This window comes from Gammaproteobacteria bacterium (assembly GCA_009838035.1).
Classification (GTDB): Bacteria; Pseudomonadota; Gammaproteobacteria; order Steroidobacterales; family Foliamicaceae; genus Foliamicus.
Map to the genome: position 1 here is coordinate 56,080 of VXSK01000002.1, position 24,785 is coordinate 80,864.

General features: G+C 65.5%; 22 protein-coding genes and 1 tRNA gene. 19 read left to right on the plus strand and 4 right to left on the minus strand.

All coding sequences use genetic code 11. The features are described 5' to 3' along the window. From rlmN to der, 7 genes are read left to right on the plus strand one after another with little or no spacing between them, the layout of a single operon-like run. Positions 1-1,086: a 23S rRNA (adenine(2503)-C(2))-methyltransferase RlmN gene (gene rlmN, locus F4Y72_00320; GenBank protein MXZ26731.1), complete on the plus strand. Its 1,086-nt coding sequence runs from the start codon at positions 1-3 to the stop codon at positions 1,084-1,086. Continuing rightward, positions 1,083-1,637 (plus strand): tetratricopeptide repeat protein, encoded by a 555-nt coding sequence (locus F4Y72_00325; protein ID MXZ26732.1) that lies wholly within the window; start codon positions 1,083-1,085, stop codon positions 1,635-1,637. The genes rlmN and F4Y72_00325 overlap by 4 nt, the downstream gene beginning before the upstream one ends. Before the next feature lie 17 nt (positions 1,638-1,654). Beyond that, positions 1,655-2,068, plus strand: a complete 414-nt coding sequence (locus tag F4Y72_00330) for a helix-turn-helix domain-containing protein (protein ID MXZ26733.1) — start codon at positions 1,655-1,657, stop codon at positions 2,066-2,068. A gap of 46 nt (positions 2,069-2,114) precedes the next feature. Further along, complete coding sequence (hisS, locus tag F4Y72_00335; protein MXZ26734.1) at positions 2,115-3,401, plus strand: histidine--tRNA ligase; 1,287 nt, start codon at positions 2,115-2,117, stop codon at positions 3,399-3,401. Next, the gene (locus F4Y72_00340) at positions 3,394-4,092 is read left to right on the plus strand and encodes a tetratricopeptide repeat protein (protein MXZ26735.1); all 699 of its coding nucleotides are present in this window, start codon (positions 3,394-3,396) and stop codon (positions 4,090-4,092) included. Before hisS ends, F4Y72_00340 begins: the two co-directional genes overlap by 8 nt. Beyond that, positions 4,089-5,261, plus strand: coding sequence for an outer membrane protein assembly factor BamB (bamB, locus tag F4Y72_00345; protein MXZ26736.1), 1,173 nt, complete (start codon positions 4,089-4,091; stop codon positions 5,259-5,261). Before F4Y72_00340 ends, bamB begins: the two co-directional genes overlap by 4 nt. 18 nt (positions 5,262-5,279) lie before the next feature. After that, a complete protein-coding gene (gene der, locus F4Y72_00350) occupies positions 5,280-6,605 on the plus strand; it encodes a ribosome biogenesis GTPase Der (protein MXZ26737.1) in 1,326 nt (441 codons plus the stop codon). Here the strand turns inward: der and xseA are convergent. Continuing rightward, positions 6,597-7,976 carry an exodeoxyribonuclease VII large subunit gene (xseA, locus tag F4Y72_00355; protein ID MXZ26738.1) on the minus strand — a complete coding sequence of 460 codons (1,380 nt, stop codon included), beginning with the start codon at positions 7,974-7,976 and terminating at the stop codon, positions 6,597-6,599. The two genes, der and xseA, sit on opposite strands and share 9 nt — an antisense overlap. Before the next feature lie 38 nt (positions 7,977-8,014). Here xseA and guaB point away from each other — a divergent pair, with 38 nt between their 5' ends. The 10 genes from guaB to F4Y72_00405 all read left to right on the plus strand — a co-directional run bounded on the left by guaB (position 8,015) and on the right by F4Y72_00405 (position 18,071). Then, on the plus strand, positions 8,015-9,484 hold the full coding sequence (gene guaB, locus F4Y72_00360) for an IMP dehydrogenase (GenBank protein MXZ26739.1): 1,470 nt from the start codon (positions 8,015-8,017) through the stop codon (positions 9,482-9,484). Then, positions 9,481-11,022, plus strand: coding sequence for a glutamine-hydrolyzing GMP synthase (gene guaA, locus F4Y72_00365; protein ID MXZ26740.1), 1,542 nt, complete (start codon positions 9,481-9,483; stop codon positions 11,020-11,022). Before guaB ends, guaA begins: the two co-directional genes overlap by 4 nt. Then, positions 11,019-11,489 carry a tRNA adenosine(34) deaminase TadA gene (tadA, locus tag F4Y72_00370; GenBank protein MXZ26741.1) on the plus strand — a complete coding sequence of 157 codons (471 nt, stop codon included), beginning with the start codon at positions 11,019-11,021 and terminating at the stop codon, positions 11,487-11,489. The genes guaA and tadA overlap by 4 nt, the downstream gene beginning before the upstream one ends. A 57-nt stretch (positions 11,490-11,546) precedes the next feature. Continuing rightward, the gene (locus F4Y72_00375) at positions 11,547-12,527 is read left to right on the plus strand and encodes an HlyD family efflux transporter periplasmic adaptor subunit (GenBank protein ID MXZ26742.1); all 981 of its coding nucleotides are present in this window, start codon (positions 11,547-11,549) and stop codon (positions 12,525-12,527) included. A gap of 17 nt (positions 12,528-12,544) precedes the next feature. Further along, complete coding sequence (locus tag F4Y72_00380) at positions 12,545-13,465, plus strand: ABC transporter ATP-binding protein (protein MXZ26743.1); 921 nt, start codon at positions 12,545-12,547, stop codon at positions 13,463-13,465. Between the two features lie 185 nt (positions 13,466-13,650). Continuing rightward, positions 13,651-14,703 (plus strand): ABC transporter permease, encoded by a 1,053-nt coding sequence (locus F4Y72_00385; protein MXZ26744.1) that lies wholly within the window; start codon positions 13,651-13,653, stop codon positions 14,701-14,703. A 47-nt stretch (positions 14,704-14,750) separates the two neighbouring features. Then, positions 14,751-14,838: transfer RNA gene (locus tag F4Y72_00390), tRNA-Ser, on the plus strand. A gap of 108 nt (positions 14,839-14,946) precedes the next feature. Then, positions 14,947-16,437, plus strand: a complete 1,491-nt coding sequence (locus tag F4Y72_00395; protein MXZ26745.1) for a hydroxymethylglutaryl-CoA synthase — start codon at positions 14,947-14,949, stop codon at positions 16,435-16,437. A 95-nt stretch (positions 16,438-16,532) separates the two neighbouring features. Continuing rightward, entirely contained in the window at positions 16,533-17,123 is a 591-nt protein-coding gene (locus tag F4Y72_00400) for a hypothetical protein (protein ID MXZ26746.1), read from the plus strand. Between the two features lie 12 nt (positions 17,124-17,135). Continuing rightward, positions 17,136-18,071 carry a cobalamin-binding protein gene (locus tag F4Y72_00405; GenBank protein ID MXZ26747.1) on the plus strand — a complete coding sequence of 312 codons (936 nt, stop codon included), beginning with the start codon at positions 17,136-17,138 and terminating at the stop codon, positions 18,069-18,071. Between the two features lie 27 nt (positions 18,072-18,098). Here the strand turns inward: F4Y72_00405 and F4Y72_00410 are convergent, their stop codons facing one another. Next, positions 18,099-18,632: an FKBP-type peptidyl-prolyl cis-trans isomerase gene (locus F4Y72_00410; GenBank protein ID MXZ26748.1), complete on the minus strand. Its 534-nt coding sequence runs from the start codon at positions 18,630-18,632 to the stop codon at positions 18,099-18,101. 126 nt (positions 18,633-18,758) lie between these two features. On the opposite strand from F4Y72_00410, the gene F4Y72_00415 reads away from it, so the two are divergent. Continuing rightward, positions 18,759-21,755: a TonB-dependent receptor plug domain-containing protein gene (locus F4Y72_00415; protein ID MXZ26749.1), complete on the plus strand. Its 2,997-nt coding sequence runs from the start codon at positions 18,759-18,761 to the stop codon at positions 21,753-21,755. A 146-nt stretch (positions 21,756-21,901) separates the two neighbouring features. Here the strand turns inward: F4Y72_00415 and feoB are convergent, their stop codons facing one another. Continuing rightward, positions 21,902-24,061, minus strand: coding sequence for a ferrous iron transport protein B (gene feoB, locus F4Y72_00420; protein ID MXZ26750.1), 2,160 nt, complete (start codon positions 24,059-24,061; stop codon positions 21,902-21,904). An 8-nt stretch (positions 24,062-24,069) separates the two neighbouring features. Further along, a complete protein-coding gene (locus F4Y72_00425) occupies positions 24,070-24,360 on the minus strand; it encodes a ferrous iron transport protein A (GenBank protein MXZ26751.1) in 291 nt (96 codons plus the stop codon). A gap of 78 nt (positions 24,361-24,438) precedes the next feature. Here F4Y72_00425 and F4Y72_00430 point away from each other — a divergent pair, with 78 nt between their 5' ends. Then, positions 24,439-24,774, plus strand: a complete 336-nt coding sequence (locus F4Y72_00430) for a DUF1820 family protein (GenBank protein MXZ26752.1) — start codon at positions 24,439-24,441, stop codon at positions 24,772-24,774. The last annotated feature ends 11 nt before the right edge of the window (positions 24,775-24,785 follow it).

Sequence of the window (24,785 nt, forward strand, 5' to 3'; positions counted from 1 at the left end):
GTGACCAGGGAAGCGGGCGCCGTTTCACTGCTGGGTTTGCCGCGAGGCGAACTGGAAGAGTGGTTCGTGTCGCGGGGCGAGGCGGCGTTCCGCGCCCGCCAGCTCATGCGGTGGCTCTACCACCGCGGCGAACTGGAGCCGCGCAGGATGACGGACATGACGCTGTCGCTGCGCGAATCGCTGGGGCGGACCGCCGGCCTCGTCCTTCCGGACGTGCTGCGGCATGAGCGCTCGGCTGACGGCACGCGCAAATGGCTGCTGGACGCGGGTGGCGGGCAGGTCATTGAGACGGTCTTCATTCCCGAGCGCACCCGCGGCTCGCTCTGCGTGTCCTCGCAGGTCGGCTGCGCGGTCAACTGCCCGTTCTGCGCAACCGGCCAGATGGGATTCAATCGGAACCTGAGCGCCGCCGAAATCGTTGCCCAGGTCCTGGTCGCGCGCCGGGAAATCGGTGCCGGTGAAAGGGACATCACCAATATCGTGTTCATGGGGATGGGGGAGCCGCTGGCGAATTTCCGCGAAGTGGTCCGCGCCGCGTCGGTGTTCGTCGACCACCTGGGCCTGGGACTCTCGCGACGGCGGGTGACCTTGAGCACCAGCGGCATAACGCCGCGTATCCGCAAGCTTGCACAGCTGTCCCGCGTTGCCCTGGCCCTGTCGCTGCATGCGCCGGACGATGAACTGCGCAACTTCCTGGTTCCGCTCAACAAGCGCTATCCCCTGGGGCCATTGCTCGATGCCTGCTGGAACTATGCCCGGGAGACGGAGAGCCGTGAAATCACGTTCGAGTACGTGATGCTGGACGGCGTCAATGACCAGCCCCACCAGGCCAGGGCCTTGGCGAAACTGCTTCGGGACCGGCCGGCCAAACTGAATCTCATCCCCTATAACCGGGTGGAAGGCGCCCCGTTCAAGTGCTCGCCGCGCGACGTGATCGACCGCTTCCGCCAGGTTTTACTCGACGCCGGCATCATGACCATCACGCGCAAGACCCGCGGCGACGACATCGACGCGGCCTGCGGCCAGTTGCGGGGAACGGTGCTGAACGGCAGGAGCGTTCCGGACGGAATGAGCGCGCGGGCATGAGGGCAGGGGGCTCCCGCCACGGGCTGCTGGGGGCAATGGCCGCGGCCTTGCTGACGGCCGGATGCCAGGCGGGCCTGAATGCCGGTCCGGACGCGGCGGCCTTGAACCTGGAACTGGGTGCGGCGTACCTGGCCCAGGGTCGCCTGGAACTGGCTCGCGACAAGCTGCTTCGGGCCACGCGGCAGGATTCCCGTTCGTCGGAGGCCCACCGCTTGGTGGGCATGGCCTACGAGCGCCTGGAAGACCTGGAACGGGCCGAGCGGCATTACCGGCGGGCGGTCCGGCTGGCGCCGCGCGACGTCGAGGCGCTCAACAGCCTGGGCGTTTTCCAGTGCAGGGCCGGAAAGCCGCAAGAAGGCCTCAAGCTGCTTGAACGGGCAGCCCGGGAAGCCGTCGGAATTCGCCGGGCGTCCGTCTACGCCAATTGTGGCGTGTGCGAACTGCCGCTGGACAGGAACGGCGCGGCGGAGTGGTTTCGACGCGCGCTTGCGGTCGATCCCCAAAATGTCGAGGCACAATTGCTGCTGAAGCGACTAGTAGCGCAGAATTGATCAGGAGATTTGTTGAGATGGCAGAAACGACCCAGAATCCGGCCGGTTCCTACGGCGAGCGGCTGCAATCCGCCCGCCGGGCGCAGATGATCACGGTTGAGGACGTCGCCCAGGAGCTTCGGCTGTCGACCGATGCCGTCAGTGCGCTGGAGGCGGGGCAGATCGAGATGTTCGGCGCCCATGCCCACGTCGTGGGGCATTTGCGCTGTTACTGCAAGCTGCTCAAGATCAACGCGGAAGAGCTGATCTCCGACTACCGGCGCAAGTACCCGGATTGGGACCGCCTTCCCGCAAAAGTCGGCCTGGCGCCGTCCCGGGTCCAGCGCTGGGGACGCCTGAAGCTGGTTACCTGGATCCTGGTCGCTACGGCGCTTTGCCTGATCGCCTATCAATTCTGGAGCGACATGGTGCTTGGCTGGTTCTCGGGCTGATTCCGAACCGGCGCCAGCAGGTTCCAAGCCAGGCCGGAGGCGGCGCGTGCCGGAAAAATCCATTCAATCGGTTCGAGGCGTTCGCGACCTTCTTCCGGAGGACGCCGCCGTCTGGCGCAGTGCCGAGGGGATCGTCATCGGAACGCTGGAGGAGCACGGATACCGTGAATTCCGGGTTCCGCTCCTGGAACACGCCGAACTCTACCTTCGCTCGGTGGGCGAGGACACCGACATCGTGCAGAAGGAAATGTATACGACCCAGGGGAGCAAGGGCCGGACCATCAGCCTGCGTCCGGAAGCGACAGCCGGCATCGTCCGGGCCGCGCTGGAACATGGCCTGCACCGCGGCCGCCATCGCGTCTGGTGCGCGGGGCCGATGTTCCGCCGGGAGCGGCCGCAACGCGGGCGTCTCAGGCAGTTCCACCAGTTCGACGTGGAAGCCATCGGGTTTGCGGGGCCGGACATCGACGCGGAGCTCATCGCGCTGGCCGCGCGCGTCTTCGCCAGGCTGGGTGTGGACGGCATCGCGCTGGAACTCAACAGCCTGGGCGGCCCCCGCTGCCGTGCGGCGTACCGGGAGCGCCTGAGGGAATACTTCGGGGATCACATGCAGTCGCTGGACGCGGACAGCCGCGGCCGGCTGGACCGGAATCCGCTACGCATACTCGACAGCCGCAACCCGGAGATGGCCGATCTGATTGGCGCGGCTCCGGAGGTGTCCGAATTTCTCGGGCCGGAATCCGCCGATCACTTTGCCGAACTGCAAACGCTGCTGACCGCAATCGGGCTGGATTTCCGCGTCAATCCCCGCCTGGTGAGAGGCCTGGACTACTACAGCAGGACCGTGTTCGAGTTTCTGACCGACCGGCTGGGAGCGCAGAATGCGGTGTGCGCCGGGGGGCGCTATGACGGGCTGGTCGAGCAGCTTGGGGGACCGCCGACGCCCGCAATCGGATGGGCGATGGGAGTCGAACGCGTGCTTGAACTCGCGCGCCTTCCTGAATCGGCCGAAGCCGAAGGCGCATACCTGGTCCTGCTGGGCGGCAGCGACGTGCGTGAGGCCGGTCTGAAGCTGGCCGAGAAGTTGAGGAACGAGTGCCCCGGCCTGCCCGTGCAGATGCACTGCGGCGGGGGCGGCGCCCGGGCCCAGATGCGCCACGCAAGCCGTTCCGGAGCGCGCTACGCGCTGGTCGTCGGAGAGCGGGAGCTGGGCGCGGGAACTGTTGGTCTGAAGGACCTGCGCAAGGAAAGCGAACAGAAGGACGTCCCGATCGAGGAACTTTCGCGCGTGCTGCGCGGTCCCGTCGACCGTACAATTCGGGACCATGGATGATTTTCTTACCGATCAGCAGCAAGCGGCGCGCGTGCGGGGCTGGGTGCGCGAGTACGCGCCGTCCGCGATCCTGGCCGTCGCAATAGGAATCGGCGGCTACTTCGGCTATACCCAATGGCAGGTGCGGCAGGACCGTCAGGCCGCCGAAGCTTCCGAACTCTACGAGGATTTCCGGGCCGCGATCGAGTCCGACGATCGAGATTCCGCCGGCACGCTGCTGGAAAGCCTGGTCGCGGAATACGAAGGCAGCGGCTATGCTGATCACGCCCGGCTGCTCATGGCAAAAGAGTATGTCGATACGACGCAGCCCTCCCGGGCGGAGCAGGAGTTGCAGGCCGTGATCGAAACGACTTCGAACGGCGACCTGCGGCAACTGGCGCGCCTGCGGCTGGCGCGGGTGTACCTATACATGGATCGGCCCGAAGATGGTCTGGAAACGCTGGACACGGACGTGTATTCGCCCGCCTGGCGTCAGTTGACGGAAGACATGCGCGGCGACCTGCACCAGGCGCTGGGGCAGACGGAGGCGGCGCGTGCCTCCTACCAGGCGGCGCTGGAACACAGCGGGCAGATCGATGCCGCCTGGATTCGCCTGAAGCTGGACCACCTGGCGGCGGTCGGCGCTGACGAAGCGGAGGCGCCTGCGCCGGACCCGGCGGATGAAAGTACGCCGGCCGGGGAAGGTCAGTGAAGAAGACCCTTGTCCTGCTGGTCCTTGCCGCGGGTTCGCTGGCGGTTGGTGGTTGCGGAATATTCGGCGGCGACGAGGAGAGCGAGGCGCGCGCACCCCGCGAACTCATGGAGTTCAGTGAACAGTTCCGGATTCGGCGAGTCTGGTCCGCCAGGGTCGGCGACGGCGGCGACGAGTTACGCTTGGCATTGCGGCTGGACGGCGACGGCGCCAGGATCTACGCGGCCAACGTGGACGGCGTGGTCCATGCCTTCGACGCCGCTAACGGCAGGCAGCGCTGGCGGCGCGACACGGACCTCAGCCTCTCCGCCGGCCCCGTTGTCGGAGATGGCGTAGTCGCCGTGGGTTCCTCCGGCGGATGGGTCGTCGTGCTCGATGCGGACAGCGGCATCGAGGAATGGCGCGCCTACGTAAGCGGCGAAGTGCTGGCGGCGCCGGCCATTGGCGGAGGCCGACTGTTCGTGCGTACGGTGCACGGTTTTCTGTACGCGTTCAGCCTGGCCACCGGCCAGGAACTCTGGTCGGTTTCGCAAAGCGTGCCCCGGCTCAGCCTGCGGGGAACTTCCGCGCCGATAGTGCAGGCGCAGATGGTGATCTGCGGTTTCGACAACGGACGGCTGACCGCCTATCAGCAGTCCGACGGCGCCAAGACATGGGACGTGCCGCTCGCCGCGCCGGCGGGCCGCAACGAGCTGGAACGCCTGGTGGACCTCAACGGCGACGTGCAGGTGGTGGGCAACGATGTTTACGTCGCAGGCTACAACGGTCTGCTGACCTCGGTGGCGGCGGAGTCGGGGGAATTGCTCTGGTCGCGTGAATTTTCCGGCTACAACGGCCTGGTGGTGGACGCGAACAATGTCTATTCGGTCAGCGAAGACGGGCAGATAAGCGCCCACGCGCGCACAGGCGGCACCCCGCTGTGGAGTTCCGATTCGCTCGGCTATCGGGACCTGTCCCGTCCGGCGCTGTACGCCGCCCACGTGATGGTCGGTGATCTCGAGGGGTATCTGCACGGCTTCAACGTCTTCACCGGAAGGCTGGAGGCGCGCGCCCGCGCGGGGAACAGCCGCATCGGCTCGCAACCGCTGGTGATGGGCGACAGGCTGTTCGCTCTCACCGTATCCGGCGAACTGACCGCCTGGCGCTCCGCGGTAGCGGCCGGCTCGTGATCCTGGTGGAGCAGGGCCATGTTACCGGTCGTGGCCCTCACCGGGCGGCCCAACACAGGGAAATCCACGCTCTTCAACCGGCTTGCCGGTAAACGCGAAGCCCTGGTCGCCGATTTTCCCGGGCTGACGCGCGACCGCCGCCACTGCCTGGCCAGGGTGGCCGGCCGGCGCGTAATCCTGGTCGATACGCCGGGCGTCGGCGAGGGCGGCGATTGGGACGACGCGCTTCGCGGGCAGTTCGAACGGGCGCTGGCCGAGAGCGATCTCGCCGTCCTCCTGACTGACGCCCGCCAGGGACTCTGCCCGGCCGACGAAGCGGCCGCGGGCTGGATGCGCGAGGCTGGCTGTACCGTGATCCTTGCGGTCAACAAGAGCGAAGGGCAGCCGCGGGAAATCAGCGTCGCGGAGTTTCATGCACTGGGCATCCCCGATCCTTTTGCCATATCGGCGCTTCGCGGTGACGGGGTGGCGTCGCTTGCGGACGCGGTGGCGCGCGCTCTGCCCGCCGACGCGGCAACTCCCGAGGCGGACGAGGGACGCACCCGGATCGCGATCATCGGCCGCCCGAACGTTGGCAAATCGACCCTGGTGAACCGCTACCTGGGCGAGGAGCGCATGCTGGTGCGCGACCAGGCCGGCACCACGCGCGACAGCGTGCCGCTGGACTTCGAGTACGGCGGCGAACCCTGCACGCTGGTCGATACGGCAGGCATCCGGCGGCGCACGCGTGTCGATCCGGGTCCCGAGCGGCTGTCGGTGACGCAGGCGTTGCAGGCGATAGAGCAGGCGGACGCCGTCATCGTTCTTCTCGACGCCAGGGAAGGCGCGACGGAGCAGGACCTGAGATTGATCTCCCTGGCGCTGGACCGCGGCAGGGCGCTGGTCATCGGCGCCAATCAGTGGGACCGGGTCCCGGCTTCCGGTCGGGCCCGCGTGAACGACGGTTTGGCGCGGCAACTGAACTTCCTGGACTTCGTCGATCTGCACCGGGTATCGGCATTGCGCGGATGGAGCGTGACGAAGCTGCTCGACAGCGCGTTGGCGGGCGTGGAATCGGCCAGCCGGGACCTGCCTACCGGGCAACTCAACGCGTTGCTGCGAAGGGCCGTGGAAGAACACGCGACGCCCAGGCGAGGCGGACGCAGGATTCGGCTCAATTACGCACACCAGGGGGGCAAACGGCCGCCGCTGATCGTCATTCACGGGCGACAGACGGAACACCTGCCGGCCAGTTTCCGCCGCTACCTGGCGCGCCGGGTTCGTACGAAATTCGGTCTGCGGGGCACACCGGTGCGCATCGAACTGCGTACGGGCTCCAATCCCTACGCGGATTCTTCAGTCTGAGTCTTTCTTCTTTCGCACTCTGGCATGCAGGATTCCGCGCGCGAGCCGCGCCTGGATGTCGCTCCCCGGATCCGCCTGAGAGGCATCGGTGAGCACCTGGCCTTCGGGACCGGTCACGATGGCGTAGCCCCGATTCAGCGTGTTCTGCGGGCCCAGCCCGCGCAGCGCCGAGCGGGCCACGTCCACCCGGCGGCTGGAGACGGCAAGCAGGTTTTGCGCGGCTGAACCGAGACGCGGGACCAGCCACTCAAGCCGGGTTCGATGGCGGCCGGCCACGGTCAGGGGCGAACCGGCCAGAAGGCGGGTCCGCAGCGTCGCCAACGTCTGCGCGGCGGGCCGCGGCAGCCGCACGGCCGCGCTGCGCAATCGGTCGTGCAGTTCGTCGAGACGCTGTCCGCATTGCATCAGCCGCGCGGGCGGTCCGGCGCGGGTCAGCCTGCCCGACAGTTGATTCAGCGACCCGCCCCGGCCCGACAGCAGGGATGCCGTCGCCTGCTCGATGCTGCTCCGGCCTCGCTCGACCCGCCGCAGCCAGTCGGCCGCGTCCGGCGTGGCGATTTCGGCCGCCTGCGACGGGGTGGCCGCCCGGCGGTCGGCAACGAAGTCCGCGATCGTGTAATCCGTTTCGTGCCCGACACCACTGATCAGCGCAATCGGAAAGGCTGCGATGAATCGCGCCAGGTGTTCGTCGTTGAACGTGGCCAGGTCTTCGAGATCGCCGCCCCCGCGCGCCAGTATCACCAGGTCGCAGGCCTTTTGCTCCGCCGCGGCGCGCAACGCCGCGACAACCTGTTCGGCAGCCCCCACGCCCTGCACCTGTGTGTGGTACAGCACCACGGGCAATGCCGGAAAGCGGTTGCGCAGTACCGTAACGACATCGCGCGCCGCCGCGCTCTCCCGCGAACTGACCAGCCCGATACGGTTCGGCAGCAGGGGGATCGCCCGCTTGCGCTCCTCGTCGAACAGTCCCTCTTCCCTGAGCTGGCGCTTGAGCGCCTCGAATTGTTGCAGCAGCTTGCCGACGCCGGTCTCGCGCATGTCCGAGACGATCAGCTGATAGCTGCTGCGCGGCGTATAGGCCTGGACCTGGCCGGTGGCGATGACGCGCTGGCCATCGGCCGGTTTGAACATGAGCCGCCGGTTGGCGGTAGCGAACATCGCGCATTGGATGAGCGCGTCTTCGTCCTTCAGCTTGAAGTACATGTGGCGCCCGCGGTAGTGGCTGAAATCGGCGATTTCGCCTTCCACCCTTACTGCCGCAAACTCGTCCCTGAGGCGGGCCGCAATGAGCTGGACCAATTGCCCGACTTGCAGCAATGGCGCGTCTTTGGTCCGCTCGCCTGCGCCGAGATTTACCACTTCGCCACGCATTTGTAAAATGATAGCTTGTTGCGCAATTGGTTCGGTCCATGCGAATCATCCAGGAAGCCCTGACTTTCGATGATGTCCTTCTGGCGCCCGCCTATTCGGAGGTCCTGCCCAGGGAAGTGAGCCTGGCGACAGCGGCGGCGCGGGGCATTGAACTCAATATTCCCGTGATGTCGGCGGCAATGGACACCGTCACGGAATCGGTGCTGGCGATCGCGCTGGCGCAGGAGGGCGGGCTGGGGGTCATCCACAAGAACATGACGCCCCAACGCCAGGCGGAACACGTGGCTGCGGTCAAGAAATACGCATCGGGCGTGGTGTCTCATCCAATTACCGTGAGCCCGGACAAGAGCGTGCGCGAGGTGCTGGAAATCACGCGCCGGAACAATATTTCAGGCCTCCCTGTGGAAGACAAGGGCCGCCTGGCGGGAATCGTCACGAACCGGGACCTGCGCTTTGAAACTCGCCTGGACCGCCCGGTGCGCGAAGTCATGACGCCGGAGGACCGCCTGGTCACGGTGCGGGAAAATCCCGACGAGGATGAGGTCCTGTCGCTGCTTCACAAGCACCGCATCGAGAAGGTGCTGGTAGTGGACGAGAACTTTCAGCTCAAGGGGCTGATTACCGCCAAGGACTTCCAGAAGGCCAGCGATTTCCCGAATGCCTGCAAGGACGACCGGGGCGCCTTGCGGGTGGGTGCGGCGGTGGGCGCGGGAGCCGATACGGAGGAGCGGGCGGCGCTGCTGAGCGAAGCGGGCGTTGATGTCCTGGTCGTGGATACCGCGCACGGACACAGTCGCGGGGTCATCGAACGGGTCGAATGGCTGCGGGCCAATTACCCGGACATGCGCCTGATCGCCGGCAACGTGATCAGCGGCGAAGGCGCGGAAGCGTTGATCAAGGCCGGCGTGGACGGGGTGAAGGCCGGCGTCGGTCCGGGGTCGATCTGCACGACCCGCATCGTGGCCGGGGTGGGCGTCCCGCAGATCACGGCTGTGGCCGACGTGTCGGCGGCGGCGGCGAAGCACGATGTTCCGGTGATCGCCGACGGCGGTGTGCGTTATTCCGGCGACATTGCCAAGGCGCTGGCCGCCGGCGCCCACTGCGCGATGATCGGCAGCCTGTTCGCGGGAACGGAGGAGGCTCCGGGCGAGGTTGAGCTCTACCAGGGGCGCTCCTACAAGTCCTACCGGGGCATGGGCTCGCTGGGCGCCATGTCCCAGCAGCACGGATCGTCGGACCGCTACCAGCAGGACTCGACCGAGCAACTCGAGAAGCTGGTCCCGGAAGGCATCGAGGGCAGGGTGCCGTACAAAGGCAGCCTCGTGACCATCGTCCAGCAGTTGACCGGCGGACTGCGCGCGGCCATGGGCTACACCGGCTGCGCATCGATCGACGAACTGCGTTCCAGGGCGCAATTCGTCCGGATCACCGGGGCCGGCATGAAGGAAAGCCACGTGCACGACGTCGCCATCACCAAGGAGGCCCCCAATTACCGGGGTCGCGTGTGACACAGGGACGTATCCTGATCCTTGATTTCGGGTCGCAAACGACGCAACTGATCGCCCGCCGTATCCGCGAGGCGGGCGTGTATTCCGAAATCCTGCCGTGGGACATTGGCGACGATGCCGTGCGGGAATTCGCGCCGGCGGGCGTCGTTCTGTCGGGCGGACCTCTTTCGGTTACGGGCGGGCGCACGCCGCGCGCGCCGCAAAGCGTATTCGACCTGGGCAAGCCGGTGCTGGGCATCTGCTACGGAATGCAGACCATCGCCCATCAGCTCGGCGGCATCGTGGAACTGGCCGACCGGTCCGAGTTCGGTCCGGCCGAAGTGCGCGTGACGTCCGAGAACGCCTTGCTGTCCGGACTGTCCGACGAGCCGCTGGAAGTATGGATGAGCCACGGCGACCACGTAAACGGTCTGCCGCAGGGGTTCGAGAGCATCGGCGCCAGCGACAACGCGCCGCTGGCCGCGATTGCCGACCGGGAACGCGGCCTGTTCGGCGTGCAGTTCCACCCGGAGGTGACCCACACCCGGCACGGGCAGCAGATGATCGAGCGCTTCGTGCACGAAATCTGCGGACTGGGCAGCGACTGGGCGCCGGCCGCCATTACCCACAGCGCCATAGACGAGATTCGCCGGACCGCAACCGAAGGCAATGTCCTGCTGGGCTTGTCGGGGGGCGTCGACTCCTCCGTGCTGTCGGTGCTGTTGCAGAAAGCCGTTGGCGACCGCCTGCATTGCGTATTGGTGGATCACGGCTTGCTGCGGCTGAACGAGGCCGCGCAGGTCGTGGATACGCTGGGCCGGCTGGGCGTGCGTGTGAACGTCGTGGACGCGCGCAAGCGGATGTTTGCGGCGCTTGACGGCTTGAGCGACCCGGAGGATAAGCGCAAGGCCATCGGGCGCTGCTTTATCGAGGTGTTCGAGGAGGAGGCGGCCGGGATCCCGGGCGTGGAGTGGCTGGCGCAGGGCACGATTTATCCCGACGTCATCGAGTCCGCGGCCGCCCACACCGGCAAGGCGCACCTGATCAAGTCGCACCACAACGTGGGCGGCCTTCCGGAGAGGATGAAACTCAAGCTGCTTGAACCGCTGCGCCTGCTGTTCAAGGACGAAGTGCGCAAGGTCGGGCTGGAGCTTGGCCTGCCGGCGGACTTGATCGGCCGGCATCCCTTTCCGGGTCCCGGGCTGGCCGTACGGGTGCTGGGGCAAGTGGAGGTGGAGGCGGTTGAGCTATTGCGGCGCGCCGACGACATCTTCATTTCGGAGTTGCGCAGCTCGGGCTGGTACGACCGTGTGGCACAGGCCTTCGCCGTGTTCATTCCTTCACGTAGCGTCGCGGTGAAAGGCGACGGCCGCCGCTACGAGCCGGTCATTGCCCTGCGTTGCGTCAACACGACCGATTTCATGACCGCCAGTCCGAGCCGGCTCCCGATGGAATTGCTTGAACGGGTCGCGGGACGCATCGTCAACGAGGTGTCCGGCATTTCCCGCGTGACCTACGACATTTCCTCCAAACCGCCGGCGACCATCGAGTGGGAGTGAACGCGGAGCCGCAGTTTGCGGGCGATGACAAGCGTTACATGCGGCGAGCGCTGGCGCTTGCCGAGCAGGCGGGCGAAGAGGGCGAGGTGCCGGTGGGCGCCGTGCTGGTCCTCGACGGCCGCATCGCGGGCCAGGGCAGGAACCGAATGATCGGGGCCGCGGACCCCACCGCCCATGCGGAGATGGAAGCTATTCGCGCAGCCTGCGGGACGGCCGGCAACTACCGCCTCCCGGGCGCCGAATTGTTCGTCACGCTGGAGCCCTGCGCGATGTGCGCCGGCGCAATCGTTCTGGCGCGCGTGTCACGCGTGGTTTTCTCGGCGCGCGATCCCAGGTCGGGCGCCGCCGGCAGCGTTTTCGACGTCTTGGACAGCGCCGCCCTCAACCATCGATGCGAAGTGCAGGCGGGCCTGCTGGAGCAGCAGTCGGCCGAGCTGCTGCGCGCCTTCTTCCGCGCGCGCCGCTAGGAGACCTTTCGTTATCATTGGTTTCGAAAACCATCGGTAACAAGAGTGAGCTCTGAAATGCCCCACACCGCGCTGCAAAAGGCAGCGTTCGCCGGGGTGATCGCGTGCGCCCTGCTCGCCGCAGGCTGTACGGGCGACTCGTCGCCGCTTCCCCTGGTCGGCACGCTCGAGCGCGAACGCATGGAACTGGTGGCGGAGTTCCACGAGACCATCGTGGAACTGAACGTCACCGAAGGAGAGCGGGTGCAGGCCGGGCAGCTGTTGATGCGACAGGACAGCGCCCGGGTCGACCAGGACCTCAAGGCAGCGGAAGCGGCCGTTACCCGAACACGCCAGCGCCTGGCGGAACTCGTTCGCGGCCCGCGGGAGGAGGCGATTCGCGCTGCCCGCGCGCGCCTTGACGGGGCAAGGGAAATTCTCGAGGTCAGCACCCGCGAACACCTGCGTATCACGGACCTGGCGGAACAGAACATCGCCAGCCAGACCGACGTCGATCGCGCGTTGCGGGCCGTGGAAATCGCCCGCACCGACGTGGAGGCGCTGGGCGCAGTTCTGGAGGACCTGCTGGACGGGGCCACGGTGGAAGAGCTGGGACAGGCCGAGGCCGCCGTGGACGAAGCGCAGGCCCGGCTCGAGCGCCTGCGGATCAGCGCCGAGCGCCTGGAAATCGTGGCGCCCCGAAACGGCCGGGTCGAGGCGCTGCCGTACGAGTTGGGAGAACGGCCTCCGCCGGGGGCGACGCTGGCCGTCATGCTGGCCGGCGACACCCTGCATGCGCGGATCTACGTGCCGGAACCGTTGCGGGCCCGGGTGCAGCCGGGACTGGCCGCCAGAATAAGGGTGGACGGCCTTGTAAACGAAATCGAGGGCACGGTGACCTTTGTTTCCTCGGAAGCCGCGTTTACGCCCTATTTCTCGCTGACCCAGCGCGACCGCAGCCGCCTCGCCTACCTGGCGAAGGTATCGGTCAGGGAAGACTCCTACGGCGACCTGCCGGTCGGACAGCCGGTGGAGGTCGATTTCCCGTCGCTCAGGTGAACGAAAACGACTTTGCCATATCCTGCCGCGGCCTGACGCGCCGCTTCGGTCCAGTTACCGCGGTCAGCAATCTCGATCTCGACGTTCCAAGAGGCCGCATTTTCGGATTCCTCGGGCCCAACGGTTCCGGCAAGTCCACAACGATGCGGCTTTTGTGCGGATTGCTGGTTCCGTCCGCTGGGCGGGCCACCGTTCTCGGCTGCCGCGTGCCCGAGGAAGCCGAGAAACTGCGCCTGCAGATGGGCTATATGACCCAGAAGTTTTCGCTCTACGAGGACCTGACCGTCCTGGAAAACCTGCGTTTCGTCGCCCGCGTATTCGACCTGGGCCTGCGGCGCATGCGGGAACGCATCAGGGTCAACAGCGGATTGTACGAACTGAACGACCTGCATTCACGCCTCGCCGGGACCTTGAGCGGCGGCCAGAAACAGCGGCTGGCCCTGGCGGCCGTCACGCTGCACGAGCCCCGGCTGCTGTTGCTGGACGAACCCACCAGCGCGGTGGATCCCCAGAGCCGGCGGGATTTCTGGGACCGGCTGTTCGAGCTGGCCGACCAGGGCACGACGATCCTCGTCTCCACCCACTTCATGGACGAAGCGGAACGATGTCACCGCCTCACATTTCTCGATCGGGGCGCGATGGTGCGGGAAGGCCCGCCGCAGGAACTGATGGACAAGCTCGAGGCGATCACGGTCGAAGTGGCGACCCGGATGCCCAGGCGCACCCGTGCATTGCTGGACCCGAACGATTGGGTCCTGGCCGTGACCCAGCTCGGCAACCGACTGCGCGTCATGCTCGATCCGGACACGGAGTCGCCGGTGGAACGTATCGACGCCCTGCTGAAACACGCGTCGCTGCAGGGTGCGGTGCGGCGAACGGGCGCCACGCTGGAAGACGTATTCGTGGCCGCCACGAACTTTCAAAGGCCGTCCCGGTGAACCTCCGCAGCCCGCGGGAAGCAGCCGGCGCCATCGCCGGGATCGCGAGAGGACTATGGCGAGCTTTCGCTTTCCTCGTGGTGGGCCTGTGGCGGGCCTTCGTGTTCAGTCTTTCCTGGATACCACCATTGCTGGCGCTGGTGCGGTTCTGGTTCCGGCGGACCTCGGCGATCGTCGACAAGGAAATGCGCCAGCTGTTTCGCGAGCGGCTGACGCTGGGAATGATCGTGGGACTGCCGCTCATCCAGATCATCCTGTTCGGCTACGCCATCAACACCGACGTGCGGCACATGGCCGCCGGGCTGGTGGACCACGCGGACACCTCGATGTCGCGGCAACTCACGGGCTCCCTGGAAGCAAGCCAGGTGCTGGATTTCGTCAGCCGGTCGGGCGACGTGGCGGAAATGCTGGGCGAGATGCGCCGCGGCGACCTCCGTGTCGTGCTCTACATCCCGGCGGATTTCGAGCGCCGCCTGAGCGACGGCGACCGTCCGCTGGCGCAACTCATGGTCGATGCCGGCGATCCGACCATCATCAGCGCGGTCGAGCGGCTGGTGCAGTTTCTTCCGTCGCCGCGCGCCGAAGCCGGACAGCCGGACATGCCCCTGGCTCTCCGCTTCTACTTCAACCCCGAACGGCGCTCGGCCGTGCAGATCGTGCCCGCACTGGTCGGCCTGATTCTCAACTTCACGATGATCGTGTTCACGGCGGTCGCAGTGGTGCGCGAGCGCGAGCGCGGCAACCTCGAGTTCCTGATCACTACGCCGGTGCGCAACTACGAGCTGATGCTGGGCAAGATCGCCCCCTACATCCTGATCGGCTTGATCCAGGTGTCGATCGTCTATTTCGCCGGAACCTGGCTGTTCCGCGTGCCGACCATGGGGTCATTGCTTGATCTCTATATCGCCAGCCTTGTTTTCGTTGCCGCCACGCTGGGCATCGGACTGTCCATATCCACCTTCGCCAAATCGCAGTTCCAGGCGATCCAGGGCGCGATCTTCTTCATGCTGCCCATGCTGCTGCTTTCCGGCTTCATGTTCCCCTTCGACGGAATGCCCAAAGTGGCCCAGTGGGTGGGACTGCTTTTCCCGATCACGCACTTCGTGGAAGTGGTCCGGGGAATCATCCTTCGCGGCGCGACCCTGGCCGACCTGGCGCCGCAGATGTACGCCATCTCGGGCCTGTTCCTGGTGTCGATTGCGATACCGGTGCTGCGATTCACGAAGCGCCTGGATTAGCGGGTCGCGACAGCGGATCAACGGTCCGCGCAATATAATCCGGCCCCGGAGGGATGCCGGAGAGGCCTAACGGCGCTGATTCGAAATCAGATGGGGGCGATCCGCCCCACGTGGGTTCGAATCCCACTCCCTCCGCCGCTGATTCCCGGGCAAGCGCCTCGCTTATAATCGTTTTGACTGCGGGGGGCTTGTCATGAGCACATTTCGCCCTGCGCGCGCTCGACAAAAGGGTAAAAGCACTTCATGGCACTTCAGCGAACCCCTCCGGCCCGCAGGGCGCCGCAAGACGCAGGGATCACCGCCGGCATCAGCGGCATGGCGATGGACCTGCCGCCGTACCGGGTCAGCCTTGAGGACTGGTGCGGATGGACGGGCGCCTCCTGGGACAAGATTTCCGCCGTGGTCGGCCATGCCTTTCGGGTTCCAGGTCCCGCGCAAAGCGTCTACACGATGGCCGCTAATGCGGCGCTGAAGCTGCTTCGCCAGAATGATGTGGATCCGGCCCGCATCGGGCTGCTGGCGCTGGGGACCGAATCCAGCAACGACAACTCCGCAGGGTCCATCATCATCAAGGGCATGCTCGACCAGGCACTGGACGACCATGGATTGCCGCGCCTTTCGCAGCATTGCGAAGTTCCGGAAATCAAGCACGCCTGCCTGGGCGGCGTCTACGCGCTCAAGAACGCCGTGCGTCACTGTCTGCTCGAGGATTCCGCGGCGATCGTCATCTGTTCTGATCTGGCCCTCTACGCGCGGGGCAGCTCCGGCGAGCCCACTCAGGGCGCCGGCGCCGTGGCGCTGCTGGTGGAACGCAATCCGGCCCTGGCCAGCCTGGAGCTGGGGCACGCGGGACGCGCTTCGGACTACCGGATCTCCGATTTCCGCAAGCCTCTCATGGACGCGGACCGGCGGCCCCGCTCCAACCTTCACTACCCTGTTTTCAACGGCCGATTCTCGACGTACTGTTATCTGGACCAGGTACGCAACGCGCTGTCGCACCTGTACCAGCGCCGGCGGGTGTCGCCGGCGGAGTGGCTGCAGCAACTGCGCGCCGTGTTCTTTCACCGTCCTTACCGGCGCATGCCGCAAAGCGCCTTTGCGCTGGTGCGCTTGTGCGCGGAGGCGCTCAGTCATGGCAACCGTTCCGGCCTTCTGCAACGGCTTTGCCCTGAATCCGGAAGCGCGCTCGACGAAGCTCTCGGTGAAATGCGCGGGCGGCACGACTTGCCGGAACACGATGCGGACGGACCCGGCGCCTGGAACCCGTTTACGAGGACGAACGAACTCATGAAAGGGCTGCGCGCGATGCCGGAATTCGAGGAACTGGTGTTGCATCCCCTCCGCTGGGGCGACGACAGCATGATGCAACTGGGGAACATTTATTCGGGCGCGCTGTTCGCCTGGCTGGCGGCCGGACTCGAGGAGGCCGCCCGGGCCGGAGAGAACTGGGCGGGCGATGAGATCCTGCTGATCGGTTACGGCAGCGGAGATGCCGCCGAAGCGCTGCCCATGCGCGTATGCGAGGGCTGGCGGGAAGCAGCGGGGCGTATTCATTTCAACAAGGCCCTGGAGCCGGCCTACGACCTTGACCGCAGTCAATACGAGGCGCTGCACGCCGGGCTTGCGGTGGATGATCTGCCGAAACCGCCGGGTTTCCGCGTGGAGAGCATCGGAACGAAGACCGGACAGGATTTTCAGGACGAAGGGATCGAATACTACGCGTATTCGGCCTGATCCGGCGCCACGCGGGGTCGATGCTCCGGGGGCGCGTTGACAACCATCGGGCTGCTAGAATTGCGCGAACAGGCGCGTCCTGGGAGAAGAGTTTGATGTTGCGACCTCGACCTGTCACGTTGGCCTTGCTCGTGGTTATAGCGGTGGGCTTTCGGCTGATGCCGTATCTGCTGAATACGCTCGGTGTTCCCATCGATCCGGAAAACACCGTTTACCCCTGGAATTTCTCGCCCATACTGCCGCTTTGCATATTCGGCGCCGCCTGTTTCGCGAAGCGCACCGTCGCCTACCTGGCGCCCCTGGCGATCTACCTGGCGGGCGACCTGGGCATATGGGCGATTTCGGGCCGGGCCGACTGGGCCTTTTACGCCGATCAGCCGGTAACGTATCTCTCCGTAATCCTGGTCGTCAGTTGCGGTTTCATCGCCCGCTCGCAGCGTTCCTTGGGGAGGATCGCCGTGGCCGGGCTGGGTTCGGCCGTCGTTTTCTTCGTCGTCTCGAATTTCGGCACCTGGGCGCTGGGCGCGACCTACCCGAAGACCTGGGCCGGACTGGTGGAGTGTTACGTGATGGCGATTCCGTTCTTCCGCAACACCCTGATCAGCATGGGGGTATTCCTGCCGCTGCTTTTCAGCAGGCTGGCCTTGCGCAGTCCCGCACCGGCCGCGGCCGTCCGCATCGCATAAGCAAGAGATTCGATGGGCGAACAACGGATCGTTTCGCTTATCGCCAGCGCCACGGAGATCGTGGCCGCGCTTGGGTTCGAGAAGCAGCTGGTCGGCCGCTCTCATGAGTGCGATTATCCGCCGGCCATTGCCGGCGTTCCGGTCTGCTCCGCATCGAAGATAGACGCACAGGCGTCAAGCCGGCAAATCGACGCGCAGGTCAAGGCGCTGGTGGACCAGGCGCTGTCGGTCTACCGGGTGGACGCCGAACTCCTGGACCGTCTGGCGCCCGACCTGATCATCACGCAGTCGCAGTGCGAGGTCTGCGCCGTCAGCCTGGCCGACGTGCAGCAGGCGGTGGGCGAACTGGTTTCCTCCAGGCCGGAGGTCGTGTCGCTGGAGCCGATGGACCTGGATGACGTCTGGGAGGACATCCGCCGGGTGGCCGGGGCGCTCGAAGACGACGGGAGCGGCGAACAGCTCGTGGACAGACTGACGGCGAGGCTTGGCGACGTCGCCACGCGGGCAAAGCGGCGTGCGGAGCAGCCAAGCATTGCCTGTATCGAGTGGATCGACCCGCTCATGTTCGCCGCCAACTGGGTGCCTGCTCTGGTGGAAATCGCGGGCGGCCGGATCATGAAGGGCGAGGCCGGCCGGCATTCCGGTTACTTCGACTTCGACGAACTGGCTTCCAGCGATCCCGACGTCCTGGCCGTAATGCCCTGCGGCTTCGATATCGAGCAATCGCTGAAGGAGATGCCGGCACTTACCGGCCGTTCCGGATGGTCACGGCTTTCAGCGGTGCGAAACGGGCGGGTGTTCGTGACCGACGGGAACCAGTATTTCAATCGTCCGGGGCCGCGGCTGGTCGAGTCGGCGGAAATCCTGGCGGAACTCCTGCACCCCGGAGCCTTTGATTTCGGCCACCAAGGAACCGGCTGGATGCGCTGGTCCGAGTCGGCAGCCTGACGGCGGCGCTGCCGTCCGCGCGGAGGCCTAACCCGCCGAACGAACCCCCAGGAGTTCGATTTCGAAAATCAGGGTCGCGCCGGGACCGATGAGCGGTCCCGCCCCGCGGTCGCCGTAAGCAAGCTCCGGCGGGATGTAGAGCATCCACTTGTCGCCGACCCGCATGAGCTGCAGGGCTTCCACCCAGCCCGCGATCAGGCGGTTGGCCGGGAATTCCGCCGGCTGCCCGCGCTGCACGGAACTGTCGAAGACGGTCCCGTCAATCAGCGTGCCGGTGTAATGCACCGTCACCAGGTCGGCGGGAGCGGGACTCGCTCCGTCACCGGAAACCAGCACTTCGTATTGGAGGCCGGAGTCGGTCGTGATTACTTCTTCGCGGGCGCCGTTGCGCCCCAGAAAGTCTTGTCCTGATTCGGTCATTACAACGTTCTCCTCACTCCGCGGAGCAGTTTGCGGCGTTTGCGCCTCTTCCGGCGCCTCGCGCGGCGACTCGCAGCCCCAGAAGAGGAGCATGCCGCACAGGCACAGGACTTGCGCCAATGGCGCCCGTATTCGATTCATATGGAAACTTACGTGCTGACTTGCTGGAAAAGGTACGGCATTTCCCGGCTTATCTGCCGGCGGCGCTCATCATACGTGCATTAGACTTTGAACGAAACTCGACACTGTCCGGGACTGTGGGGGAACATGAATTGTTGGATCCGAACAGCGGGATTTACCGCGACAGCCGTTTTGCATTCACTGGGCACGCAACTGTCGGCAGTGGCTCAGGAAACCGACGAAGCATCCGGAGCGATCGACGAGATCGTGGTGGTCGGCACCGCGATCCGTGGCACGCCGATCGACGCGCCGCACGCGGTAAGCGTGGTTGACCGCGAAGCCCTGGAGCAGCAGGGCGCCCCGCTGATGGTGGACCTGTTCAAGCACCTGGGCGCCAGCAACGGCGTCGTGGGGGAGCGCTCGGGCTGGTACAACACCAGTTTGCCGGCAGCGGTCCTGGAAAGCGTTTCCAACGTCAACCTGCGGGGCCTGGGCGCATCGCGGTCGCTGGTCCTGTTCAACGGGCGCCGGCAGACCTATCTGCCCGCGCGGCTGATCGGCGGGCGGTTCGTGGACCTGGGCGTTCTCCCGGCCATCGCCATCGGGCGTATCGAAGTGCTGAAGGAGGGCGCCAGCGCCATCTATGGCTCGGACGCGGTGGGCGGCATCGCCAATTTCGTTACCCGCGGCGACTTCGTGGGGCTGGAAGTCATTGCTTCCCACGACAGCTACGAGAGCGCCAGCGACCAGATGGCGGGAGTGATCTGGGGCGCCGCGGTGGGCGAAGCCAACCTCGTAATTTCCGTCGAACATGAGCGGCGGGGCGAGCTGGAAGCGGAGGACCGCGACTGGGCGCTGCGTCCACTGGTGGATCCCTGGAGGGCCGGCTGGTCCAGTGTCGGCAATCCCGGTTATTTCTGGTTTCCTGAAGGCATCGACACCGCGACCACGCCCAGGGAACAGGTCATCGACACGCTCAAGGCGGTCCAGTGGAGCGGCAGGACCGATCCCATGTGCAACGAATTGAACGGTTACCCGGAAAACCCGGCGGTCGATCCCTACTACTGCATTTTCAATTACCAGCCATTCGACAACCTGATCGAGGAAATGACGCTCACGCGAGTATTTGCTGAACTGAACGGTCCCGTGGGGACAGGTGCCAACTACCACCTCGAAGCGTTGTGGGCGGACGCGGTCATGCCGAAGTGGCAGACGCAGCCCTCCCATCCCCCGTTTCCCCTGTTGCATCGCGGCGTCATGCAAATCGCTCCCGACCATCCCAACCGGGTGGCCTTCTGTGCCAACGAGGAATTCAGCCGCGACTTTCGCGCCGAGTGCCTGGGCAGCGAAAACTGGTACTGGCGGGGCCGGCCCTTCGGCAACGGCGATCCGGCGCGAACGGACCGGCGCGATACGAGCACCTGGCGGGTGGCCGGAAGCCTGGAGGGATCGTTCGCCGGCCTTGGCGGCCGCGAAACTTTCTACGACCTGGGCCTTTCCTGGTCCGGCAGCAGGGGAAATGTCTCGATACCCGCCATTCTCACCGAGCGCCTGTTTCTGGCGTTTCGCGGCTACGGCGGCCCGGACTGCGGCGTCGGGGTCGTTCCCGACACGACGCTGGGGCCCGGAATGCGGGTGGCAGACACGGCCGAGGCGCCGGGCACGGGCGGCTGCCAGTATTACAACCCGTTCAGCAGTGCGAGTCAGTATTCCGCCTTGCCGGGAGCGCCGTTCTACGACACGCCCAACCCGCACTACGATCCCGCCCAGGCAAACTCCCCCGAACTGTTCGCATGGATGAACAGCGTTTCCGATCTGGAGAGCGAGACCACGATGCTGGTTGCCGATGCGACCGTCAGCGGTAACTGGCTGAGCGATGTGCTGGGATACGCCACGGGCTATCAGTTCCGGCGATTCAACGCGCAGGGCAATCCCAATCCGCACGGGAACCTGAGCATCAATCCCTGCGCGGCGCTGGGTGACAGGAGCTGCCTGACCAGCAATTTCGGGCCGTTCACCTTCATCAACGCCTACAACCCGTACGACGAAGACCAGACCGTGCATCGAGTCTTCGCCGAATTCGCGGTCAACTTCAGCGACCAACTGGACGTCCAGGTCGCGGCGAACTACGAGAAGTACGACGAGGCCGACAGCATCGACCCGAAGCTTGCGGTGCGCTGGCGACTGAGCGACACGGTGATGTTGCGGGGCTCGGTCCAGACCACGTTCCGGACGCCCTCGGTTGACGACCTCCTCCAGGAAGTGCCTCTTACCGTTACCAATTACATCAGTCAGGTCGGCGCCTGGATCCCGGTGGACATCTACGGCGACCCTTCTCTGGAGCCCGAGAGCGCGTTTACCTGGAACCTGGGGTTCATATTCTTGCTCGACTCCGGCATCGAGATGACCCTGGATTACTGGAACTACGACTTCAAGGACGTCATCGGCAGCCTGCCGCACGACACGATCGACGAGCTGTACGCGGACCCGGCCACCGCCCACCAGGTGCTGCACTACATCTACTGCGCCGACGGCCGGGCGGACACGCTGTCGCAACCCTGCGGCTCCAGGTCCATAACGCGCGTGGAGGTGCCACTGGTCAACTGGCCCGGCGTCAAGACTTCGGGCATCGACTGGGAGGCACGCGGCTCCTTCGATGTCGGCCCCGGAGTGCTGGATGCCGGACTTAACGGAACCTATACGCTGGATTACGACATTCGTGCGCTGTACCTGGACGAGTTCCTGATCCAGGACTTCGTCGCGGCAGCGGGCAAGCTGAACTTCGGCAATCCGCTGACGGTGCCCATTCCCGACTGGAAGGGCCAGGCGTACGCCGCCTACCACTGGAACGACTACAGCCTTTCCGCGTACCTGAACCACGTGTCTTCCTACAAGGACGACGGGGCTCACGACGGCTACGGCGGCGTGCCGGTGGAGAGTTTCACGGTGGACGGTTTCACGACCCTGGACCTGAGTTTCCAGTGGCGCCTGCCGCGCTACGGCTTGAACCTGACGCTTTCGGCCTTGAATCTCACCGACGAGGATCCACCCTTCGCCAATGTGGAGCACGCCTACGACGGCATGACCCATAACCCCAAGGGCCGGCGCCTGAAGCTGATCCTGCGATACAGCCCCGGCGGTTAGCTAGCGCCGTCGGCCGATCTCGTCCGGCGAGACGCTGGCTTCCCTGGAATTTTTTCTGCGCCGCCGGGCGCGTATCCTCCGGAATATGAAGGCGCCTGCTATCAGCGCCACGATCAACAGCGCCAGCGCTTCCTGCAGGCCCACGCTCACGCCGCCAACCGGTAGGTAAGCATGCCGGCCAACCAGGCAAAGCCGGACATGTAAATCCAGGCTCCCGCCGCCCATCGCCAGCTGTTCGTTTCCCTGCCTATGACCGCGACAGTCGAAACGCATTGCAGGGCAAAGGCGTAGAAGACCAAGAGCCCCAGTGCCATGGCCAGGGTAAACACGGGGCGTCCGTCCGGCCATCGCGACGCCCGCAATCGCTCCCTCAGGCCGACGCTGCCTTCGGCCTCGGAGCCGAGCGCATAGACGGTTCCCATCACGCCGATCACGACCTCGCGCGCCGGAAATCCCGCCACCACGGAGGCCGATACCCGCCAGTCCCATCCCAGCGGCCTGAAGACCGGTTCAATGGTCTTGCCCATGCGGCCCAGGAGGCTGTATTCCAGTTGGGCCGCGCGCTCTTCCGCGTCTAGACGGCGAAGCCGGGCTTGCAGCTCAGCCGGCTCTTGCGCCAACTCGGAAACTTCGGCGCGCCGGTCTGCGAAGTCGTTCGCAATAAGGTCCGAACGCGGGAAGTATCCGAGCGCCCAGATCATTACGCAGGCCGCCGCAATAACGGTTCCCGCCCGGGTGAGGAACACCCGCACCTTTGCCGTCAGCTTGAGTGCGAGAACCCGTGCGTTCGGCCACCGGAACGGCGGCATTTCCATGAAAAACGAAGCGCCCGCGCCACGCAATGCAATGCGCCGCGTAAGAAACGCGCTTACGGCTCCGCCGACAATTCCCAGCAGGTACAGACCCAGCAGGATCAGGCCGTGGCGATTGATCCATCCGTTCAGATAGTAGGCGGGCGGCACGAAGCCGGATATGAGCAGCGCATAGACTGGCAGGCGGGCCGAACAGGTCATCAGGGGAATCGCCACGATGGTCGCGAGCCGTGCCCGGCGATCTCCAACCACCCGCGTGGCCATGATGGCGGGCACCGCGCAGGCGAAGCCGGAGAGAAGCGGGATGAACGATTGTCCCGACAGCCCGCAGATTCTCAGCAGCCGGTCCATCAGAAACGAAGCCCGCGCCATGTAGCCGCAGTCTTCGAGGAAAAGAACCAGGGCAAACAGGAACACGATCTGCGGAACGAAGACGACTACCGCACCCACGCCGGACCACAAGCCGTCGATCAGCAGGCTGGAGAGGGCGCCTGCCGGCAGTGTCGCGAGGGCCAGGGCGCCCACCCTTTCGAAGAAATCGCTTATAGCGTCCATCAGCGGCGTAGCCCATGCGAATACGGCCTGAAATACCGCGCTCATCACCACAAGAAACACGATGGGCCCGGAAACGGGATGACTGACCGCGCGCTCCACCAAGCCGGTCGGAGCCAAACCCGCTTGGGAACTGGTCGCTCCGGCCTGTGCCAGCCACTGGTCCACCTCGCGGTAGCGGCGGCGCGCTTCGCAGCTTTGCAAGCTTGCTTCGCCGATTTGCGTGCGCAGCCGGCGGCGGGCGGTTTCGAGCAGGCGCCCGGATTGGTTCCCGCCTGCCAGGATCAGGCGCCGTTCGAACTCGCCCCCGGTGTCGATGATCGCGCGTTCCAGGCACGGAGCTTCAGGCGCCGGCGTAGCCAGTTCTGTCCGCAATTGCTCCGCCGCCTCCCGCACCTCGGGCATGACGGGAACTGCCGTGGAGTGCGTTCCGGCAATCAGGCGTTCAAGGATCGAACGAAGTCCCCGGATTCCCTTTCCACGGTTGGCCGTGATTGGCGCGACCGGGGCGGCAAGCTGTCGCGCGAGCGCCGCCGGGTCCAGCATTTCCCCCTGGCGCTCGGCCACGTCCTGCATGTTCAGCGCGAGCGCTACCGGCAGTCCGAGTTCCCGGGCCTGGGAAAAGAGATACAGGCTCCTACGCAGATTGGTGGCGTCGGCCACCAGCAGAAGGGCATCCGGCCGCGGGATTCCCTCGGCCATTCCAAGCACTACATCCAGCGTGATTCCGGATTCCGGTCCGTCCGCGGCAAGAGAGTAGGTGCCTGGCAAATCGACCAGTTCCACGTCGCGCTTTTCGAGGCGCGCGATACCCGTGATCTTCTCGACGGTTACGCCGGGGTAGTTTCCGGTCCGTTGCCTGAGACCGGTCAGGCGGTTGAAAACGGTGCTCTTGCCGGTATTGGGGCAACCCAGGACCGCGATCAGCGGGCGGCGGGGCATGGCGGAACTCAGGATTCGTCTGTGGCGGCCAAGACGCGGATCATGCGGGACTGATCCCGCCGCAGGCAGACAGGATGGCCGCCGGCGACGATTTCCAGGGGATCGCCGCCTATGCCGCGGCGAAGAACCCGTACGCGAACTCCCGGCACCAGCCCCAGCGTCAGGAGCTCGCGGGAAACCCGTCCTTCGCCCTGGACGGTGCGGATTACACTGCCGCAGCCGTTGGGCAATTCGTCAAGACCGATTTCTCTCGCCAAAGTGATTTGCTTGCGGGACAGAGCGTGTTGCGAGTCTAACATAAATGAGAATCATTATTATTCGTCTTGAATTACCATCTTCAATCGCCAGGGTTCGAACCGGTATAATTGCCTCCGATCATGGCGGCCAAGCCCCTTTATCGCATCAGTTTCCTGAACCAGGGCAAGGTCTATGAAATGTACGCGCGCGGGGTTTCCCAGGGCGGCATGTTCGGGTTTGTCGAAGTGGACGGACTGGAGTTCGGGAAGCGGACGTCGCTGGTCGTGGACCCGGGCGAGGAGAAGATCAAATCCGAATTCTCCGGAGTGCGCCGCACCTATATTCCCATGCATTGCGTTTTGCGCATCGACGAAGTGGAGAAGCGCGGGGTGAGCAAGATTTCGTCCGCCGAAGAGGGCAACGTGACCCAGTTTCCGGCGCCCGTATATGCCCCTGGCGGGGCTGGTTCCGATTAGGCACACTGGCA

What these genes read in the sequence shown, in the direction of transcription:
- F4Y72_00325 (MXZ26732.1), top strand. Translation starts at nt 1,083, where the DNA reads ATGAGGGCAGGGGGCTCCCGCCACGGGCTGCTGGGGGCAATGGCCGCG.
- F4Y72_00330 (MXZ26733.1), top strand. Translation starts at nt 1,655, where the DNA reads ATGGCAGAAACGACCCAGAATCCGGCCGGTTCCTACGGCGAGCGGCTG.
- F4Y72_00340 (MXZ26735.1), top strand. Translation starts at nt 3,394, where the DNA reads ATGGATGATTTTCTTACCGATCAGCAGCAAGCGGCGCGCGTGCGGGGC.
- der (MXZ26737.1), top strand. Translation starts at nt 5,280, where the DNA reads ATGTTACCGGTCGTGGCCCTCACCGGGCGGCCCAACACAGGGAAATCC.
- xseA (MXZ26738.1), bottom strand. Translation starts at nt 7,976, where the DNA reads ATGCGTGGCGAAGTGGTAAATCTCGGCGCAGGCGAGCGGACCAAAGAC.
- guaB (MXZ26739.1), top strand. Translation starts at nt 8,015, where the DNA reads ATGCGAATCATCCAGGAAGCCCTGACTTTCGATGATGTCCTTCTGGCG.
- F4Y72_00375 (MXZ26742.1), top strand. Translation starts at nt 11,547, where the DNA reads ATGCCCCACACCGCGCTGCAAAAGGCAGCGTTCGCCGGGGTGATCGCG.
- F4Y72_00385 (MXZ26744.1), top strand. Translation starts at nt 13,651, where the DNA reads ATGCGCCAGCTGTTTCGCGAGCGGCTGACGCTGGGAATGATCGTGGGA.
- F4Y72_00395 (MXZ26745.1), top strand. Translation starts at nt 14,947, where the DNA reads ATGGCACTTCAGCGAACCCCTCCGGCCCGCAGGGCGCCGCAAGACGCA.
- F4Y72_00400 (MXZ26746.1), top strand. Translation starts at nt 16,533, where the DNA reads ATGTTGCGACCTCGACCTGTCACGTTGGCCTTGCTCGTGGTTATAGCG.
- F4Y72_00405 (MXZ26747.1), top strand. Translation starts at nt 17,136, where the DNA reads ATGGGCGAACAACGGATCGTTTCGCTTATCGCCAGCGCCACGGAGATC.
- F4Y72_00410 (MXZ26748.1), bottom strand. Translation starts at nt 18,632, where the DNA reads ATGAATCGAATACGGGCGCCATTGGCGCAAGTCCTGTGCCTGTGCGGC.
- F4Y72_00415 (MXZ26749.1), top strand. Translation starts at nt 18,759, where the DNA reads ATGAATTGTTGGATCCGAACAGCGGGATTTACCGCGACAGCCGTTTTG.
- feoB (MXZ26750.1), bottom strand. Translation starts at nt 24,061, where the DNA reads ATGCCCCGCCGCCCGCTGATCGCGGTCCTGGGTTGCCCCAATACCGGC.
- F4Y72_00425 (MXZ26751.1), bottom strand. Translation starts at nt 24,360, where the DNA reads ATGTTAGACTCGCAACACGCTCTGTCCCGCAAGCAAATCACTTTGGCG.
- F4Y72_00430 (MXZ26752.1), top strand. Translation starts at nt 24,439, where the DNA reads ATGGCGGCCAAGCCCCTTTATCGCATCAGTTTCCTGAACCAGGGCAAG.